Origin of the sequence: Pseudoalteromonas sp. HL-AS2 (assembly GCF_031198805.1) — a bacterium.
GTDB lineage: Bacteria > Pseudomonadota > Gammaproteobacteria > Enterobacterales > Alteromonadaceae > Pseudoalteromonas > Pseudoalteromonas nigrifaciens.
Genome location: NZ_CP133571.1, coordinates 1,914,840 through 1,934,243, shown reverse-complemented (window position 1 = coordinate 1,934,243; position 19,404 = coordinate 1,914,840). Strand labels below are relative to the sequence as shown.

Annotated in this window: 16 protein-coding genes; 3 read left to right on the top strand and 13 right to left on the bottom strand. The window is 40.1% G+C overall.

What is annotated here, in order from left to right; all coding sequences use genetic code 11:
* Window positions 1–41 precede the first annotated feature (41 nt).
* The 8 genes from RB215_RS09035 to ccoN form a co-directional block, all read right to left on the bottom strand.
* Window positions 42–713 (bottom strand): sulfite exporter TauE/SafE family protein, encoded by a 672-nt coding sequence (locus tag RB215_RS09035; protein ID WP_041454477.1) that lies wholly within the window; start codon window positions 711–713, stop codon window positions 42–44.
* The gene (ccoS, locus tag RB215_RS09030) at window positions 706–873 is read right to left on the bottom strand and encodes a cbb3-type cytochrome oxidase assembly protein CcoS (protein ID WP_008109812.1); all 168 of its coding nucleotides are present in this window, start codon (window positions 871–873) and stop codon (window positions 706–708) included. Before ccoS ends, RB215_RS09035 begins: the two co-directional genes overlap by 8 nt.
* Window positions 870–3,245, bottom strand: coding sequence for a heavy metal translocating P-type ATPase (locus RB215_RS09025; RefSeq protein WP_011328522.1), 2,376 nt, complete (start codon window positions 3,243–3,245; stop codon window positions 870–872). Before RB215_RS09025 ends, ccoS begins: the two co-directional genes overlap by 4 nt.
* Before the next feature lie 8 nt (window positions 3,246–3,253).
* On the bottom strand, window positions 3,254–3,745 hold the full coding sequence (locus RB215_RS09020) for a FixH family protein (protein WP_011328521.1): 492 nt from the start codon (window positions 3,743–3,745) through the stop codon (window positions 3,254–3,256).
* Between the two features lie 142 nt (window positions 3,746–3,887).
* A complete protein-coding gene (locus RB215_RS09015; RefSeq protein WP_309216244.1) occupies window positions 3,888–4,922 on the bottom strand; it encodes a c-type cytochrome in 1,035 nt (344 codons plus the stop codon).
* Complete coding sequence (locus RB215_RS09010) at window positions 4,919–5,104, bottom strand: cbb3-type cytochrome c oxidase subunit 3 (protein ID WP_011328519.1); 186 nt, start codon at window positions 5,102–5,104, stop codon at window positions 4,919–4,921. The genes RB215_RS09015 and RB215_RS09010 overlap by 4 nt, the downstream gene beginning before the upstream one ends.
* A gap of 6 nt (window positions 5,105–5,110) precedes the next feature.
* Window positions 5,111–5,785, bottom strand: coding sequence for a cytochrome-c oxidase, cbb3-type subunit II (gene ccoO, locus RB215_RS09005; protein ID WP_011328518.1), 675 nt, complete (start codon window positions 5,783–5,785; stop codon window positions 5,111–5,113).
* A gap of 12 nt (window positions 5,786–5,797) precedes the next feature.
* Window positions 5,798–7,231 carry a cytochrome-c oxidase, cbb3-type subunit I gene (gene ccoN / locus RB215_RS09000; protein WP_011328517.1) on the bottom strand — a complete coding sequence of 478 codons (1,434 nt, stop codon included), beginning with the start codon at window positions 7,229–7,231 and terminating at the stop codon, window positions 5,798–5,800.
* Window positions 7,232–7,575: 344 nt separating this feature from the next.
* Between ccoN and RB215_RS08995 the strand changes: the two genes are divergently transcribed.
* From RB215_RS08995 to RB215_RS08985, 3 genes are all read left to right on the top strand, one after another.
* Window positions 7,576–7,998: a hypothetical protein gene (locus RB215_RS08995; RefSeq protein ID WP_182683372.1), complete on the top strand. Its 423-nt coding sequence runs from the start codon at window positions 7,576–7,578 to the stop codon at window positions 7,996–7,998.
* A gap of 822 nt (window positions 7,999–8,820) precedes the next feature.
* Complete coding sequence (locus tag RB215_RS08990; protein ID WP_309216243.1) at window positions 8,821–11,268, top strand: TonB-dependent receptor; 2,448 nt, start codon at window positions 8,821–8,823, stop codon at window positions 11,266–11,268.
* 104 nt (window positions 11,269–11,372) lie between these two features.
* On the top strand, window positions 11,373–12,740 hold the full coding sequence (locus tag RB215_RS08985) for a hypothetical protein (protein ID WP_197182521.1): 1,368 nt from the start codon (window positions 11,373–11,375) through the stop codon (window positions 12,738–12,740).
* A gap of 50 nt (window positions 12,741–12,790) precedes the next feature.
* Here RB215_RS08985 and RB215_RS08980 read toward each other — a convergent pair whose 3' ends face one another.
* The 5 genes from RB215_RS08980 to RB215_RS08960 all read right to left on the bottom strand — a co-directional run bounded on the left by RB215_RS08980 (window position 12,791) and on the right by RB215_RS08960 (window position 19,393).
* On the bottom strand, window positions 12,791–13,045 hold the full coding sequence (locus RB215_RS08980; RefSeq protein ID WP_086994927.1) for a DUF3862 domain-containing protein: 255 nt from the start codon (window positions 13,043–13,045) through the stop codon (window positions 12,791–12,793).
* Window positions 13,046–13,076: 31 nt separating this feature from the next.
* Window positions 13,077–13,913 (bottom strand): peptidoglycan binding protein CsiV, encoded by an 837-nt coding sequence (locus RB215_RS08975; RefSeq protein WP_197108122.1) that lies wholly within the window; start codon window positions 13,911–13,913, stop codon window positions 13,077–13,079.
* The gene (gene mfd / locus RB215_RS08970) at window positions 13,913–17,386 is read right to left on the bottom strand and encodes a transcription-repair coupling factor (protein ID WP_197108124.1); all 3,474 of its coding nucleotides are present in this window, start codon (window positions 17,384–17,386) and stop codon (window positions 13,913–13,915) included. Before mfd ends, RB215_RS08975 begins: the two co-directional genes overlap by 1 nt.
* A 61-nt stretch (window positions 17,387–17,447) precedes the next feature.
* Window positions 17,448–18,341 (bottom strand): carbon-nitrogen hydrolase, encoded by an 894-nt coding sequence (locus RB215_RS08965; protein WP_309216242.1) that lies wholly within the window; start codon window positions 18,339–18,341, stop codon window positions 17,448–17,450.
* Window positions 18,338–19,393, bottom strand: coding sequence for an agmatine deiminase family protein (locus RB215_RS08960; RefSeq protein ID WP_309216241.1), 1,056 nt, complete (start codon window positions 19,391–19,393; stop codon window positions 18,338–18,340). The genes RB215_RS08965 and RB215_RS08960 overlap by 4 nt, the downstream gene beginning before the upstream one ends.
* Window positions 19,394–19,404: the final 11 nt, after the last annotated feature.

Below are 19,404 nucleotides of genomic sequence, written 5' to 3'. Positions count from 1 at the left end.
AAATTCAATCCGTTAAAATTCAAGCCACAATATGATCAATGTTAATGCACAAGCTTATCTGTTGCAATGATCAGTAAATAAATACCATACCAAATTATTACGCTGCCTAATATTATTCGCGTCCAAGGGTGATTAAATAGGGTGCTCAGTTTTTTTGCACTAACGCCTATTGTGATCATCGCGGGAAATGTACCTAGTGCAAAACACAGCATTACTAATGCACCATCAAGCGCATTTGCGCTGGTCATGGCCCAAGTAAGTGCTGAATAAACTAAACCACAGGGTAACCAGCCCCATAAAGCGCCGTATCCAAGTGCTTTAAATGGCGAGTTAATCGGCATTAAATATTTATTAAATTTAACTAGGTGTTGCCAAACTAAGGTTTTACCTACTTTTTCGAGCCATTGTAAGGTAGCTGCTAAGCGCATTATATATACCCCTACCAACAACATAAAAATGCCTGCTATAAAAGACAGTGATAATGCAAAAACAGAGTTTTGCGTGGCAAATTTACTGCTAATGCCTGCCACTAATGCGCCTGCAAGCATGTAACTTAGCGCTCGGCCTATATTATAAGCAAAAGAGTAAATGAGAGTTTGGCGTTTATTACTGGCTAATTGCAATGAGCTGGCTATGCCACCACACATTGCAATGCAATGGCCGCTGCCAATTAGGCCCATAAAAAAAGCACTGACAAAAATAGGGTCAATCATTACTTTTGTTATGCTGCTCTTTGTCATCTTCAAACAAGATACTATGGCCTTGTTTATTTAAATCAGAAAATTGCTCGCCTTTTACTGCCCAAAAAAATACTCCTATAGCTATTAGTACAAATAAAATAGCGATAGGAACTAAAATGTAAATTATGCTCATAACTTTAACAGCCTTAATGAGTTGCATATCACAATAATTGAGCTGGTCGACATACCAATAACAGCCATCCAAGGCGCTACCAGCCCCATTGCAGCTAACGGTAATATTGAGCCATTATACAATAAAGACAAAGTTAAGTTTTGTTTAATAATACGCCTAGTTTTTTTGGCAACTATTAATAGGTGCTCGATTGAGGCTAAATCGCTATTGAGCAAAACCACATCGGCGCTATTTTTTGAAATATCGGCCCCAGTTTCCATGGCGATTGATAAGTGCGCGCTGGCAAATACTGGGCTGTCGTTTACCCCATCACCTACCATGGCAACCACTTCACCTTGTGTTGACCATTGCTCAACCGCTGTTTGTTTGTCTTTAGGGCTACAGCCCGATTGCACGCTGTGTAATTTAAGTTTTTTAGCTATACGTTGCCCCGCATCAGACGCATCGCCAGTAAGCATATGACACGTTAACTTATGTGTGTGTAGAGCGTTAATTAACGTACTCGCATCATCTTTTATTTTATCGACAAAGTAAAAACGGGCAATAGGTTGCTGATTAATATACAAAGTTGCTTGCGCGTTAGTTTTTTTGCTATTAAACCAGCCACTTTTACCAATAGCATAATGAGTGTCGTTGTACTGTGCGCTGATCCCTTTGCCTGGATGTAATTGAATGTCGTTAAGTTTATGCCCTGGTACTTTATATTGGCTAAACGCACGGGCAATTGGGTGCTCTGAATAGCTCTCTAGTTGGGCTGCAATCTCAAGCACTTGATTTTTAGTGTACTCTTCGCTGAGTATATCGACCGCATCTAAGCTAAAGCGTCCTTGGGTTAGCGTGCCGGTTTTATCAAATGCGAATAAAGTGATTTTAGATAGAGTTTCGAGCACATGCGCTTGTTTTATTAAAATACCTTTACGAGTAAGGTTGGCTACCGAACAGGTTAATGCGGTTGGAATAGCTAAGCTTAGCGCGCAAGGACAAGTAGCCACGAGTACAGAAATAGTGATCCAAAATGCTTGCTCAGGGGCAATTTGATACCAGCCAAATGCCGTTATCGATGCAAATATAAGTAACACGGCTACAAACCATTGGGCAACTTTATCTGTAATTTCTACTAGTTTAGGGCGTTTGCTAAGTGCATTGTGTTGTAGGCGAATTATTTGATTTAGCAGCGTGCTTTGACCTATTTTATTGATTTTTATTTCAATAATACCGTCATGATTGACTGTGCCGGCGTAAACACTGTGATTAATAAACTTATTAACCGGCAGGTGCTCTCCGGTCATCATTGATTCATCAACGCTGGTTTTACCTTTAATTAAAATTCCATCGGCAGGAATGGTTTCGCCGGCTTTAATTAGAATAATATCGTTTAATTTAAGCTTTTTAGCGGCAATAATATGTTCTTGGCCATTTGCATCGAGAGTACGGGCGGTTAGTGGCAATAACTTTTGTAAGTTAGCTGTAAATTCACTGGCTTTTAATCGTGCTCTAAATTCTAGATATTTACCTAATAATAATAAAAAGGTGAACATACATACCGATTCAAAGTACACCTCGCCAACATTCATAATTGTGGCGTAAGAACTTGCGCCGTAAGCACCAAAAATAGCCAGCGAGACGGGTAAGTCCATATTAAGCTGTTTTGCTTTTAAACCATTAATGGCATTACTTAAAAAGGGCAGTGCGCTATATAAAATAACCGGAGAAGCTAAAACGAGACTGATCCACCTAAAGTATTCCTCAAAATTACTGTCCATACCGGAGAACATGCCAAAGTACATAGCAAAGGCAAACATCATCACTTGCATGGTCATTAAACCGGCTACACCTAAGCGGCGAATATAGGCTTTTGCGGTTTGCTGTTTTTGCTGTGCTTCTAAGTCGGACTGAAACGGATAGGCTTTATAGCCAATTTTAGCAAGGCTAGTAATAATTTCGCTCAATGGGGTGGCGGTTTTATCCCATTGCACCATAGCGCGGTTAGTTGAGGTATTAACATCAACACGCTTTACTGTTTTTAAACTGAGTAATTGCTTTTCTATAAGCCATGCACAAGCTGCGCAGGTTATACCTTCTACGCTGAGCAATACTTCTGAGAAGTTGTCATTGGTCGTTATAAATTCGTCTTGAATATCTTCATTGTCGTAGCTTTTAATAAAGGCGAGTTGCTCTGGTACTAACTGCTCTACTTTACCAGCTTGAACGGTACGATATTTATAATAGTCGGTCATACCTTGATCAATAATGTTTTGCGCAACGGCTTGGCAGCCAATGCAACACATTGGCTGAGATTTATTATCAATTACTACGTGTGCGCTAAACCCGTTAGGTACACTTTCAAGGCAATGAAAGCAATTTATAGACATACTAAATACTACTTATAATTAGGCGTAACTAAAACAGCAAGGGTGGTTGGTAAGGTAATGTTTTCTTTTAGCTTCCAGCTACCATCAATAGGCTCAATAAATACCGAATAAGCACCGTCGGTAAACCCGTCAAGTAATGCGGTAAATTCTTGATTAGCATTAGGCGTTAGCGTGGCTTCAAAGTCATGCGCTTTAATTGTACGATGATAAAACGACAGTTTTAATGCATGTATGTTGCTCGTATCGCCTTTGGTAAATTTAAAACCAACGCGCTCACTGGTAACATTCAGCTCGCCATGTAAGTATAAAGCTTTTGCCTTATCAAACTTAGTAAGCTCTAAGTTAATTGCTTTGCCTTTTTTATAGTAGTCATCTACCACCATATCAGGGCCATTGCCTATGGCGGTAAAGAATAAGCTAATGCAGCCAATAATTGCAGCAGAGGGAAAAAAGATTAAAAACCAAGGCCAAAAATTTTTATACCACGGAGTAGGTTGCATAGTTACTCTAAAATAAAATGAAGATGCGGCTATACTATAATAAATATTTGTAAAAGACTAAAAAAAAGCCTCCGAGTGGAGGCTTTTTTGATCTGGATTAATCTATTGAATTTAAAAGATTAAATATTCGTTAACGGTGTAACTATTTAGCTTGAGATAAGCTGTAAACGTAAGCCGTTAGTAGGTGTATTTTATCTTCACCTAAAATATCTTTCCACGCTGGCATTACACCGGCACGACCATGGTTAAGTGTTTCTTCAACAGCACGTTGAGAACCACCATATAACCAAATGTTGTCGGTTAGGTTAGGTGCACCAAAGGGTAAGTTGTGTGCAACAGAGCCTTTACCGTCAGCACCATGACATGCAGCACACATAGCCCACTTAGCTTCGCCGGCAGCAGCGTCTTTTTGGTTTACAGTACGACCTGAAAGGCTAAGTACATGAGCGGTCATTTCTTTAACGCCTTGCTCACCTAATGCAGCACCCCAAGGTGGCATTGCTGCTATACGCCCGTAAAGTAATGTTTCTTTAATTTTATCGGGTGTGCCGCCATATAACCAATCATTATCAGTTAGGTTAGGAAAGCCAGTACCACCACGCGCGTCAGAACCATGACACTGAGAACAGTTTTGTGCAAAAAGACGTTGGCCAATTTCAATTGCTAGCTGACCTTGTGTCTCGGCATGTTTTTCACCATTTTCAAGTGCAACTTGCTGTGCTGCGTCACCTTCAAATTTAGACTCAACCAATTTTACTACAGGTATTTGTGCCAGTTCATTAAAAATAGGACCAAAACGTGCATCTGCAACGCGGTACTCAGCGTCCAGTTTTACAAAGCGACCTTCTTCTTTAGCAAGTTCTACTGCTTCTTTAGACTCAGCCAAAGAAGTAATACCTTGGTTAGAACTAGTCCACTTACCTAACCCTTCCCAGTTACCTAAACCTGGGTAAGCTGCTAAGTAATAAACAGACCAAATAAATGTTGCAAAGAACATGTAAGTCCACCACTTTGGTAGTGGATTATTTAGCTCTTCAATTCCATCATATACATGTCCGCAGCTTTCACCTTCAGGTACACCAGCGTAGTTTTTTAAATTCCACACGAGTAAACCAAACAAAATGAACAAACATGATAGGGTTAATACAATAACCCAAATACTCCAAAAGCTAGTCATTTCTCAGACCCCTTTTCCTCGTTAGAGAGCGTATTGTTGTGTTTTTTTTCATCTTCGAAAATAACATTAGCAGCGTCTTTAAAACGTGTTTTACTACGTTTGCTGTATGCCCAAGCAACAATCACAATAAATAGTACTAAAATTACCAGAGTTAAAATGCCTCTGTATGTCCCATAATCCATAATTAGTTACTTCAAGTGGGTGCCAAGCTGTTGCAAATAAGCGATAAGGGCTTGCATTTCTGTTGCACCTTTACCGTCATTCATTGCATCAACTTTGGCAACATCAGCGATTAATTCTTCATCACTACCGTAACCTAAACCATCGTAACGGTCGGTACGGCTATCGATTCCAAATGTGTCACGGAAAATTTTAAGTTTATTCAAAGTCAAGCTTGTATCAAGCGTATTCTCTGCTAACCAAGGAAAGCCTGGCATGTTCGACTCAGGAACCACAGCACGTGGGTCAACTAAGTGAGCATAATGCCAGTCATCCGAATAACGTTTGCCTACACGAGCTAAGTCAGGACCAGTACGTTTAGAACCCCAAAGGAAAGGGTGATCCCAAACAGATTCACCAGCAACCGAATAGTGGCCATAACGCTCAACTTCGTCACGAAAAGGGCGGATCATTTGTGAGTGACAGTTAGAACAACCCTCACGTACATATAGATCTCGGCCTTCCATTTCAAGTGCCGTTAACGGACGTAGTCCGTCAACTGGTTTAGTTGTATCGTCTTGAAACATTAGCGGAGTAATTTCAACTAATGCACCAAAGCTAATTGCGAAAACGGTCAAGATAGCCATAAGGCCAATGTTTTTTTCGACTATTTCGTGTTTGTTTTGTGAATTTTTATTGCTCATTATCTCACTCCGTTATGCTAATTGTGCTTGTTCGTCTAATTGCAGCGAATCGTTCTTCGCTGCCACTGTACGATAAACGTTATAAGCCATAACTAGCATACCTACTACGATGAACACACCACCAATAAAGCGTATAACATAGAAAGGATGAGACGCCTCTAAAGACTGTACAAAGCTATACATTAATGTGCCATCAGAGTTAACTGCACGCCACATTAGACCTTGCATTACACCTGAGATCCACATTGCTACTATGTATAAAACAACACCAACAGTGTGTAACCAAAAATGTGTGTTAATTAATTTAACGCTGTACATACGACCTTGCGAGAATAGCGCAGGGATTAAGTGGTAAATAGCGCCGATAGATATCATTGCAACCCAACCTAATGCACCTGAGTGAACGTGTCCTACAGTCCAGTCGGTGTAATGAGAAAGCGCGTTTACAGATTTAATTGCCATCATTGGGCCTTCAAACGTAGACATACCGTAAAAAGATAATGAAACAACTAAGAAACGTAAAACAGGGTCAGTACGAAGCTTATGCCATGCACCAGACAACGTCATAATACCGTTAATCATGCCCCCCCAAGATGGAACGAATAGGATAATAGACATAACCATACCTAAACTTTGCGTCCAATCAGGAAGCGCAGTGTAGTGAAGGTGATGAGGGCCTGCCCAAATATAAAGCGAAATAAGCGCCCAAAAGTGAACCACTGATAAGCGGTAAGAGTAAACCGGACGGCCTGCTTGTTTTGGTACAAAGTAATACATCATACCTAAAAAGCCAGCTGTTAATAAAAAGCCAACGGCATTGTGTCCGTACCACCACTGTACCATTGCATCAACTGCACCAGCATAAATGGAATACGATTTAGTTAACGACACAGGTACAGCCATACTGTTTACAATATGAAGTACAGCAACCGTAATGATAAAGCCAGCATAGAACCAGTTAGCTACATATATATGAGACACTTTACGCTTTGCGATTGTGCCCATAAATACTACGGCATAAGTTACCCATACAACGGCTATTAAAATATCAATTGGCCACTCAAGTTCTGCATATTCTTTAGAACTTGTAATACCCAAAGGTAGTGTAATAACAGCAAGCACAATAACAAGCTGCCAACCCCAAAAGGTAAAAGCTGCTAATTTATCTGAAAGAAGGCGCGTTTGACAGGTACGTTGAACGACGTAATAAGACGTCGCAAAAAGTGCACTTGTACCAAATGCGAAAATAACTGCGTTCGTGTGTAACGGACGAAGTCGAGAGTATGTTAACCATGGTGTATCAAAGTTAAGTGCTGGCCAAGCTAGTTGGGCAGCAATCAGAACCCCAATACTCATGCCAACGATGCCCCAAATCACTGTCATAATAGCGAATTGGCGTACAACTTTATAGTTGTACTCAGTGTGTGATGCTACTGTCTGGCTCATTTTCTGGCTTCCGCTGCAATAAATGCGTTTAGAAATGAATTACCCACCTAAAAAAAGTGGGGCCTACTATTACTTCACAAGCTTGCCATCTAAAACATTAAAAATGCGATTATTTTAGAAAACAGACTCGAGAAACCCTTATTTTTTTGCGGTTGAAATGATAAAATTTTTGGCTTAAAAAAGATAGGTCAATTACATAATATTATGACATCAATCAAACTTTACTAGCTTGCTGTTTACTTTTTGAGGTGAATTGTACGTTATTTGTAATAAAAGTGTGATTTGACCTTGTGACTATTAAATTAGTGCCAGCCATTATTTTTTGGATTGTGAGTACCTGCCACATGTATATATATAGAGTATGTTTGTTTTTTTTACTAATTTTTTTAGTTGCGTGTGATTATTCAAAAACCAGCGATACACAACAATTAAAAAACCTTGCTTGCGAAGCCGGTTTAGCCTGTACTTTTCCAAATGGCGTTAAAGTGTGGCTTAGCGATGGTGATTTATCCCCCGAAACACCATTCTCCATATTTGCCGAGTTACCTAAAGGGCATGTTATTACGAATGCAAAACTTGAAGGCGTAACTATGTATATGGGGTATATTCCTCAGCAATTTAAGCGCCATGGCAACACTTGGCAAAGTGAAACTATGGTAGGTATTTGCGCTGAAAAAAATATGCTGTGGAAATTAATCCTTAACGTAACCGATGAGGTAACACAGCAAAGCAACTCGGTATATTATTATTTTTACGTTACTTACTAAACATGCCATTGCTTATATTGCTTATTAAGTAGCTCGCTTAATTTGCAGCAGGGAGATAAGCATTCTGGTTGAGATCAGTTTAGTTGTGCTTACTCTCTTTAAGTTAAGCGTTACTTTTTATTTCTTGGCGCAGAAAAGCTAAATCCACAGAGGGTTAGCTTTAGCGCAAGAAGATTAAGCCTACAATAAGAATACTTCGTACACTCACATCATTTTAGCTAGCACTTAGCACTCCTGCCTTTTGTAATTTTTACTTTCTCTTTTTAATTTCGAAAAATGCATCAATGGTATTTGGTTAATTAAGTGTACTACTAGGTTTGAGGCAATCATTGCTTCATTAAATTGGTGAATAGTTTACTTGTTTAATCTTGGCTGAATAAAAAATCTCTCCTTTAAAAGCTACATATGCGTTAAATCAGACTAATTAATTACTCAAAGCGCATAAATATAGTTATCAATTAACATCTAGTTTTACAGTTTTAATAACCTACTGTGATTAACTTGTTAAATTACCGATTAAAGGTACATTGTTGAGTTAATTACATTTAATTACAAAGTCCATTAGTTTGATTTCACCTGTGCTTTTAATGTAGCGCAATGCATTTAGTGTATTGATTTTGAAGTGTATTTATTAATTAACAAGGAAACATAGTGTAACGTTTGTACCTTTTTTGGGTGTTGTGTTTTTCGGTTGGTTTTTAATTAGCCTTTCGTTAAGTTTTTGTTCAGTTAATCACGCCTAAGTTGCTGTTTTCTGACTCACAATTCTTATAAAAGTGAGCATTACCATTTAGGTAAATTTTCAACAAGTAGGGTTCATCCATGAAAAAATCAACTCTTGGCTTAGCGGTTATCGCTGCTATTCCAATGTTCTCAAGTGTGCAAGTTTTAGCGGCTGACGAAGCGGCAAAGTCAATTGAAAAAATTCAAGTAACAGGCTCTCGTATTAACCGTACAGATATGGAAACGGCTAGCCCTATTACAGTTATAGGCGATGACTTTATTGCAAAAAGTGGTTACACATCAGTTGCAGACGTGCTTTCTAATCAACCATCAGCGGCAGGGATGAGCTTAGGTGGTTCGAGTAATAATGGTTCAGGTGGTACTGCTACTGTAAACCTACGTGGTATGGGCTCTCAGCGTACTCTAGTATTATTAAATGGTCGTCGTATGGTTTCATCTGGAACCGGTGCGGATTCTTCTGTTGATTTAAATACGATTCCAGTTGCAATGATTAAGTCTATTGAAATTTTAAAAGATGGTGCTTCTGCAGTATACGGTTCAGATGCTATCGCTGGTGTTGTTAATATAATAACCAAGAAAGACTTTGAAGGTTCAGAAGTTAATGTAGAAGGTAGCCGCACTACAAAAGGTGATGGCAATAACTACGGTGTAAGTTTATTACACGGAATGCAAATTGCTGAAGGTAATTTAGTTGTAGGTGCGCAGTATTCAAGCCGCGGCGAAATAATCCAATCAGACAGAAGCTTTGTAGAGCCAGGTCAATCATCATTTATTCCAGAGGGAACACTTGGTGGTAAAATGCCAGATGGAAATGGTGGTTTTATAGACCGTAATAAAGGCTATGATTATACGACTTCTAGCTATGCACAAACACCAAACGACTTGTACAGTATTTTTACTAGCTTTGATAAAGAGTTAGACTCAGATACAACATTTAATGTTGATTTGATGTATACGCGTCGTGATTCGACTCAACAGCTTGCACCACAACCAGCAAATATTGATTTAAAAACAGCTAATTTAGATGCTGCTTATACAAGTGCTTTTGTAGATGGTAAGGGTGCTCTTGCAGATACCTTAGAGTATCGTCGCAGAATGGTTGATGCAGGTCCTCGTATTTATGAGCAAAAAACCGATACCTACAGAGCGTCTGTTGCATTAGCGGGTACGTTAGATAACGACGCTAGCTGGGATGTAAGTGCTACTTATGGCCGTAATGATTCTAAAGATAAAGTTCAAAACTCTATCCATGCAAGCAATGTTGAGCAAAGCATTTATGCTAATCAAGCGCTTTGGTTTGCTGGCGATGCATTAAATCGCGATATGTTAGTGTCAGATGGTGCAATTTACACTGAGTCAAATGAAGGTGGTAACGAGCAGTTTATTCTAGCTGCAGGTTACAGTGCACTAACAGATAACGATATTGGTTATGCAATTGGTGTTGAAAACAGATTTGAAAGTGGTTATTACACTCCAGATATGATCACTCAACGCGGTGAAAGTACAGCGGCACAACAAGATCCAACTGAAGGTGATTACTCAGTACAGTCTGTGTATTTTGAAGCGTCTATGCCAGTGCTTGAGTCAGTAACAATTGAAGGTGCTGCACGTTACGATAACTACTCAACGTTTGGTGGTGCAACAACGTGGAAGCTTGGTGCAACTTGGAACGTAACAGATGAGTTTATGGTTCGCTCTGTATTAGCGACTGGTTTTAGAGCACCTAATGTTGCTGAGCTTTTTGGTGGTAACTCAGGCTCTTTCGATTACCTAGAAGATCCATGGGGTAATGAGCAAGACCCTCAAATCGAAGTAAATTACACCAGTGACAAAAACCTTAAAGCAGAAGAAAGTAAGTCATTTACTTTTGGTATGGTATGGGAAATTACTGATGGCTTATCAAGCACCATGGATTACTGGAAGTTTGATATAACTGATGCAATTACGCGTCTAGACGTTCAGAACGAAATGAGAAATTGTTTTGCTGGTACGCTTGAGTCATGTTCATCAATCAATATTACATCAACAGGTGATTTATCAAATATGAGTTCAGCATTAACAAATGTTGGCTCGCAAAAAACATCTGGTGTTGATTGGAATATCTCATACAAAGCAGATGACTATGCTATCAACCTTGATACAACATACTTAATCGAATTTGAACAAGATGATATTGATTACACAGGCACTATCGATGGCAATATCGGTGGCTATGCTAAAATCAAATCAAATCTATCTGTAAATTACGATGTAAGCGAAGCTTTAAGCTTTCTTTATAATGCAAGATTCGTTAAAGGAATGGATGGCGAGTATTACGGTGACTTCTTTAGCACTGACAATACTGTTTATCATGATATTTCTATGAGCTACAGCGTAAGTGATGATTTACGCATTACTGGTGGTATGAATAATATCTTTGATAAAGAGCCTGAGTCTGTATTAGGTGGTAATGATATGGGAACAGTTCCTGAGATATACGATGTAATTGGTTCACGTATTTTTGCGAGTGTTAATTTTAAATTTTAATTAGCAGAATAAATATTTTAAGGCCTAGTTTTTACTAGGCCTTTTTTATTGAACAAAATACTTCAGGCAAGTACACTAAGGAGCTATATTACAAGGAGATTTAATTGTTAAAGCAAGATGAGAATTTATCTTTTATTATTGAACCGCAGCTGGGCCAACGCTCAGAGCAACGCCTTGATTTATACTTTTCTATTCCCAACGAAATGGGCGTGAATGCACAAACCCTTAGTGAAGAGTCCTATTTTAATAATCAATTTAAATCTTATTTAGCTTATAACGCCAATAATATTCACCTACCGCTAGTGCGAAGCCGTTTTGTAAGTAAAAACAAAGGTGAGCAGCGAGATTACCGACAAAACCTCAATTTGTATTGTTATCAGGTGCGCTTGGCTATTGATGCAGATATTAAAGAAACCCTCAAAATAGAAGACCCTGATGAATTTTATCAACGGGCGGGTGAGCTGTGCGAGCAAAGCCAAAGCTTATTAAGAAAACTAAGACGTTATACCCCTGAAGATGAAAAGCTAATTTCATTTTACACCAATGCCGATAACTACCTTAGTTGGCAAATAGAGCAGTCGTTTTTAAAACTGCTCGATGAAGGACCACGCAGTAGTGACTATGCAAAAGAGCGCAACGACTTAGTTAACTTTTGTAAGTCAGAAAACAGTTATCGCGAAGAGCAACAATATAATTCAGAATCAACCCTTAAAGATGCAAACCGCATTACTAATAAAATGCGGTTATTGCAGCGTTTAATTGAACATGGTGTAATTTTAAACCGCCAAACTCGCTACCTTAATAGTTATTTAAAACGTTTAGTTAAGGGCTCGGTAACCGCTGTAATTATGGCGTTAGTGATGATAGTTATACTCAACGCACGCGCAACTTTTACAGAAGTTACAGCAACATTAATCTTAATATTGGGGCTTATTTATGGCCTTCGCGAAATATTTAAAGAAGATATAACCCGAATTATTTGGCGCGCTATTGTACGTGGGCGGCCTAAGTGGCGGTTTGTTTTTAAAAATAGCGTGACCAAAGACAAAGTTGCGAGCCAGCTTATTTGGTTAGAATATACGCGCTTTAAAAATATTCCAAAAGAAGTCCGTGCTATTTTCTCCAAACGCCGGCAACAAAATAAGCTCGCTGCACAGTGGTTACACTTTGCAAGCGAAACACGTGTAAATGCCCGAGAGTTTTTACCAGGTTACGATAGTTTGCATCAAACACTGCAGTTTAGCCTTGCGCCGTTTTCTCGCTATCTTAAAAAAGGTGAGGGTAAGTTATATCATCTTGAGAGTAATAAGATTTCTAAGCAGGCTGTAGAGCGGCGTTATCAATTAAATATGGTATTAGTATTAACTGAGCGAGATAAAAAGCTGTATCAGCGTTATAAAATAACCATGAACCGCAGTAAAATAGTTAATATTGAACTTATTTACTCTGATGACGGTACTAAGCAGGAATAACAAAGGCTGTAACCGGTTACATCCCATGTTATTCCTCTAAAGGGTTAGCGTTAGTTGTTTGCTAACCCTTTTTTGGTAAATAAAGTTACCTTGTTTGATACGAGTATAATTTCGATATTTTTCGCATCGTCACCCCAAACGCAGTTGGTATGCAGTGTTTTTTCTACGCAGTTATCAGCGCTTCCTAAAAAAACTTCAACTTCTGATTTATCCATACCAATTTTTATTTTTTCGTAGTTCTCAACATTTACTTTAGAACACGCTGCTAGGCTTAGCGTTGCTGCAATAATCAGGAGTTTTTTCATTGTTATTTCCTATGTGTTAAATAACATCATATTAATGTTTGAATTTTCTAATTTGGACGATCATCCCCATTCTAGGGTGATCAAAATAGTGTATTTCTTCACTTATTACTCGTCTAAATTGTGAAAAACGAGCGGCTTCTATTTCACCACTATCGTGCTTTTGGCTAATATCGAAATTAGCGGTTATGTATAAATAATGGCGTAAATGTATTTTAAATAAACCGTCGAGTTCCCACTTCATAGTGGGTTCTTTAGGTGCATTAAAAAAGGAATCTTGCGAGTTAACCAAACTAATAAAGTCTGGGTTTGCATAACTTGGGGCGCTAGGCTCTGCACTTTTAATATGCTCACCAGCGATTAAATGCATGCTAGGTGCACGCGACTTACTTGCCCCTTCAAAACGCCAGCCAGTATGTAATAGTGGCGTTAACCCTTTGCGCTCTAGGGCTTGGCGTTGGCTGTTAAATTGCAGTTGTGTTGGTGCTAAAAGGTATGTTTGCTGCATTGTATCTTGTGCAGCTACAAGCGGTGTTACCGGTAGGTGTTCATAACTTTTTAAATAATCAATACTGTTATCACACACCCCAGATTGCTGTTTTGAGTTAACTAAAGAATCTGTAAAAGAGCGTTTTTCAAAGCGTGTATCGCCATCAATACACGCTTGCATAGCTTGCTCAGTGTAAAGTGGGGTGAGTAAATCAAGTGTGTTTTTATCTTCAATAGCTGGTTTTTTAAGGCTAAAGTCTTCTTGTAAGTACGGAGCAGGGCGTTGTTTAAATACCAGTACTTCTACTTCAAACCAGCGCTCAGCAATTGCGGTGCTGCTAAATAAGCAGCATAAAATAATAAGCGATTTTTTTAGCAACATTAATGGCTAACCTTTTTTTCGAAATCTGCAAGCATTGCAGTGACCATTTTCAAGCGTTCGCGGGCATTTGCCTCGCTAATAACAAAGCGCAGTTTATTTGCGCCATCCATTTTGTACACGCGCGGTGCACTTTGTATCAAGCCTATGATGAAGCTAGGATTAACCTTAGTGTTTTGGCTAAATTCAAAGTAACCACCTTTCGGGTTTGCCTCAATTTTTGTTATACCTAAATCACTTGCTCGCATTTTTAATTGCTGCAGGCTAAAGAGGTTTTTAGCCGCGTCGGGTAATAAGCCAAAGCGGTCGATTAATTCTACCTGCAATTCGTCCATATCGGCAACATTAGCACAACTAGCAACGCGCTTGTACATACCTAAACGTGCGTTCACATCGTAAATATAATCATCGGGTAATAAAGCCGGTAGCTTTAAGTCTACCTCAGTTTGTTTTTGCAAGAGGTTTTCAAGGGTGGGCTCTTTGCCTTCTCGCAATGCTTTTACTGCTTGTTCAAGCATTTCCATGTATAAGCTAAAGCCAATGGTTTGCATTTGTCCTGATTGATCATCACCTAAAAGTTCACCCGCACCACGAATTTCTAAATCGTGGGTTGCTAGTGCAAAACCTGCGCCTAAGTCTTCTAATGACTCTATTGCTTGTAAGCGTTTGCTTGCATCTTTAGAAAGAGCTTTAGGATCGCCTGTTAATAAGTAGGCATAAGCTTGATGATGGCTGCGACCAACACGTCCACGTAATTGGTGTAACTGCGCTAAACCTAGTTTGTCGGCTCTATCCATAATTATGGTGTTAGCAGTTGGTATGTCAATACCGGTTTCTATTATAGTGGTACACACTAATACGTTGTATTTTTGGTGGTAAAAGTCAGCCATTATTTGCTCAAGCTCTTGCTCGCGCATTTGCCCATGTGCACTGGTTACGCTTGCCTCGGGCACCCATTCACTTATTTCTTGTGCTACGCGCTCAATTGTCTCTACGTTATTATGTAAAAAGTAAACTTGGCCACCGCGTTTAATTTCTCTAAGTACTGCTTCACGTATTAATTCTACATCGCGTTGACGCACAAAGGTTTTTACTGCTAAACGCTTTGCAGGTGGAGTGGCAATAATAGATAAGTCGCGCATACCGCTCATGGCCATATTTAAGGTACGCGGGATAGGCGTTGCAGTCAAAGTGAGTATGTCGACATCGGCGCGTAGCGCTTTAATCTTCTCCTTTTGGCGCACCCCAAAGCGGTGCTCTTCATCAACAATTAATAAGCCTAAATCGTTAAATATAATATCAGCCTGGATCAGTTTATGAGTACCAATGACAATATCGAGCTTGCCGTTGGCCATTTTTTCAAGCGTGTCTTTTTGCTCTTTAGGTGAGTTAAAACGCGACAGTACACCTACCTCAATAGGAAAGTCGGCAAAACGGTCTTTAAAGTTTTCAAAGTGTTGTTGGGCAAGTAATGTTGTAGGCACCAAAATAGCTACTTGTTTGTTATCGTTAACAGCTACAAATGCGGCGCGCATGGCGACTTCGGTTTTACCAAAGCCTACATCGCCACACACTAAACGGTCCATGGCTTGTTTTGATTGCATATCGCCTAATACGGCTTCAATGGCATTGCGTTGATCGTCGGTTTCTTCAAACGGGAAGCTGTCGCTAAATTGGCGGTAAGCTGGGGCATCGAGGGTAAATTTATTCCCTGGTTTTGCTTGGCGCTGAGCGTAAATATCAAGTAACTCAGCGGCTACATCGCGCACTTTTTCAGCAGCACGTTTTTTAGCTTTGTCCCATGCATCTGAACCAAGTTTATGCAGTGGTGCACTGGCTTCTTCGCCGCCCGAATAACGACTTAGCATATGCAGCGCCGAAACCGGTACATACAATTTTGCTTCACTGGCGTAAGTAATGGTAACAAATTCAGTGGTAATGCCTGCGGCATCTATGGTTTGCAAACCTTGATAGCGACCAACGCCGTGATCAAGATGCACAATAGGTTGGCCTTCTTTAAGTTCGGCTAAGTTACGAATTAGTGCATCTTGGCTGGCTTGGTATTTATGCTTACGGCGACGGCGCTGCGATACTTTTATGCCAAGCAATTCTTGTTCGGTGATAATAGATAAACTAGGTTTAGTACCTAATACAACACTTTGCTCCAGTGGGCTAACAATTAGGCCAACATCGCTTTGGCTTTTTGTAAACTGCTCAAAACTAGTAAATTCTTTAAACTTTAAGCCGCTAGGTTTTAATACTCCCAGTAATGACTCGCGCCGGCCATCCGACTCTACGCTTAGTAAAATACGGCCTTTGTGCTTTTTTTGCGCCGCTACATAGTTTATAAACGCACCGTAAGGTTCGCTTTGTTTATGATCAATGCGAATAACAGGTAATTCACTAACAGTTAAATTTTTATTGCCTGCTTTTGTACCTAGTTTTGCTTGAGATAAGCGAATACGCGCATAATTCCCTAAATTAGCAAACAATTCATTAATGGGTTGATACAGCGCGCTTGGCTCTAATAATGGACGCAGTGGGTCTACGCGGCGGTTTTCATAGCGCACGTTTACGTCATGCCAAAAATTATCGGCGGCATGTTCTAAATCACCGAGCTGCATTACCGTTGTGGTTTCAGGTAGGTAATCAAAAATAGTGGCCAGTTGCTCGAAAAACAGTGGCATATAATATTCTATACCGGCGGGCCAATTACCTTTACTCACTTGCATGTAAACAGAATCTTGCTGCGCGCTGGCACCAAACTTCTCACGGTACGCTATTCTAAAGCGTTCAATGTCGGCTTCGTTAGTGGGAAATTCGTGTGCCGGGAGCAGTTCAATTTTATCTACTTTTTCATCTGAGCGCTGGGTTTCAACATCAAATAAACGAATGCTGTCGAGCTCGTCGTCAAAAAAGTCGAGTCTAAAAGGATGCGGGCTGCCCATAGGGTATAAGTCGACAATAGAGCCGCGAATGGCGTACTCGCCGTGCTCCATTACTTGCTGTACGTTTAAATAACCCGCTTGTTCTAAATTATTTCTGAAATTATGAGTATCGAGCTTATCACCCACCTTAAAGTTAATTGTGGACCCATAAATAAACGAAGCCGGGGCGGTGCGCAGCATTAAGGTAGAAACAGGGACAATTAAAACACTTTGTTGCTCGTTTTTGAGCGTATTTAAAGTGGCTAAACGGGCAGAAATAATATCTTGATGAGGAGAAAAATGGTCGTAAGGTAGGGTTTCCCAGTCAGGAAATATCATTACCGGGTTGTCGGGCAATAAATATTCTAGCTCGGTTTCAAGGCGCAGGGCGCTTGGCGTGTCTGGGGTTACAATTAACACTAAATTGTCTTGTTGTTTTACACCCTCAGCAATAGCAATGCTTAAACCACTGCCGCTAAGTTGCCCCCATTGAATTTTATCTTTTTGAGATTTCACCCAAGGCAAGGCTGCCCATTGCTCAAACGCCATTTATTACTCCATTTATAAATTGGCCCTAACTTATTATGTAATAAGGGCCAAGTAATTTTATTTAATCGCGGTAAATTTTTGTTAAGTCTTGGTAGTGATCAATTCTGCGGTCGCGTAAATACGGCCAAATACGTCTTACGTTTTCGCTGCGCTGTTGATCAAGCTCAATTACTAAAATTTGCTCGTCAGTATTATTAGCCTCAGCAAGTAATTCACCTTGTGGCCCTGCAATAAAAGAGTTCCCCCAAAATTGAATCCCTTCGCTTTGCTCACTTGGGTCTTGCTCGACTCCAACGCGGTTACAACTAATTACTGGTACACCATTGGCAATCGCATGGGCGCGCTGGCTAATAACCCACGCATCTTTTTGGCGGGTTTGTTCATCGCTATCATCGCGAGGATCCCAGCCTATTGCAGTTGGATAAATAAGTAGCTCAGCACCGGCCATTGCCATTAAGCGTGCAGCTTCAGGAAACCACTGATCCCAACATACTAATACGCCCAATTTACCTACTGAGGTTTGAATTGGCTCAAAGCCTAAATCACCAGGAGTAAAGTAAAATTTTTCGTAAAAACCAGGGTCATCGGGAATATGCATTTTACGGTATTTACCGGCAATACTGCCGTCATTTTCCAGTACTACAGCGGTATTGTGATAAAGGCCGGTAGCACGTTTTTCAAATAACGACGCCACAATTACAATGCTTAACTCTTTTGCCAGCTCACCTAAAGTATGCGTGCTTGGGCCTGGAATGGTTTCGGCTAAATCAAACACGTCTACATCTTCGGTTTGGCAAAAGTACAGGCTACGGTGTAGCTCTTGCAGCACAACTAATTTAGCGCCTTTGTTGGCTGCTTCACGAATTGCGGCAATCGACTTTGCCATATTTTGATCAGCATTATCGCTATTGCTTTGTTGTACGAGTGCAACGGTTAATTTTGCAGGGCTGGTCATTGAGCTGCTCCAGTTAAAAATCCACGTGGGAGTTGCATTGTTATACAGTGCAAACTGCCAAATTGTTCAATAATAGGTAGGCAATTAATGCCCACAATTGTGTGCTCTGGGTACGCTTGTTGAATTTGCGTTAAGGCGAGCTTATCGCTTACATCATCGTACGTTGGTACTAATACCGTATTATTAATAATTAAGTAGTTAGCATAGGTGGCAGGCAAACGTGTTTGCTCATCGTCATACACTGCTTTGGGCCAAGGTAAGGCAATTAAATTATATGGGGTGTTATCGGTAGTTTTAAAGCCTTGAAGCTGTTTTTCCATCGCATGCAGCGCGTTGTAATGCTCATCGGTTTTATCGTCGCACTGTACATAAACAAGAGTATTGTTTGGTGCAAAGCGAACTAGCGTGTCTATGTGGCTGTCGGTGTCGTCGCCCGCTAAATAACCATGGTCAACCCATAAAAAGTCAGTTGCTCCTAAGTGCTGTTTTAACAGTGTTGCAATGTCACTTGGGGTTAAATTTGGGTTGCGGTTTTTATTGAGCAAACATTCACTGGTAGTAAGTAATACGCCGTGTTCGTTTATTTCAATGCCACCGCCTTCAAGTACCATATCTACTGCTTGGTAGTCATTATTTGTATCGCTAAGCTCATTGACTAAAACACGGTTTATTTGATTATCTAAATTACTTGCAAATTTATTGCCCCAACCGTTAAAGGTAAAATCATACACTTTAAGCTGATTAGGGTTATTTATAGCGGCGCAAGTAAGGGGGCCGTGATCGCGTGCCCATGTATCATTTGTTGGTGTAACTATAAAGTGAACACAGTTTAAGGGGACGTTGGCGGCGTGCAATAGCGCAATAACATGCTCTTTTACAGGCTCACTGTGCGCTACAATAACTAACTGTTGTACTGCGGTAATATGTTTTGCAAGCGCTACATACACAGGCTCAACGTGTGCTAAGTTTTCAGCCCAATCGGTGTTTTTATGCGGCCAAGTTAGCATAACAGCGTCTTGCTCGGCCCATTCTGGTAAAAGTCTAAAATTCATGAGTAATTGAT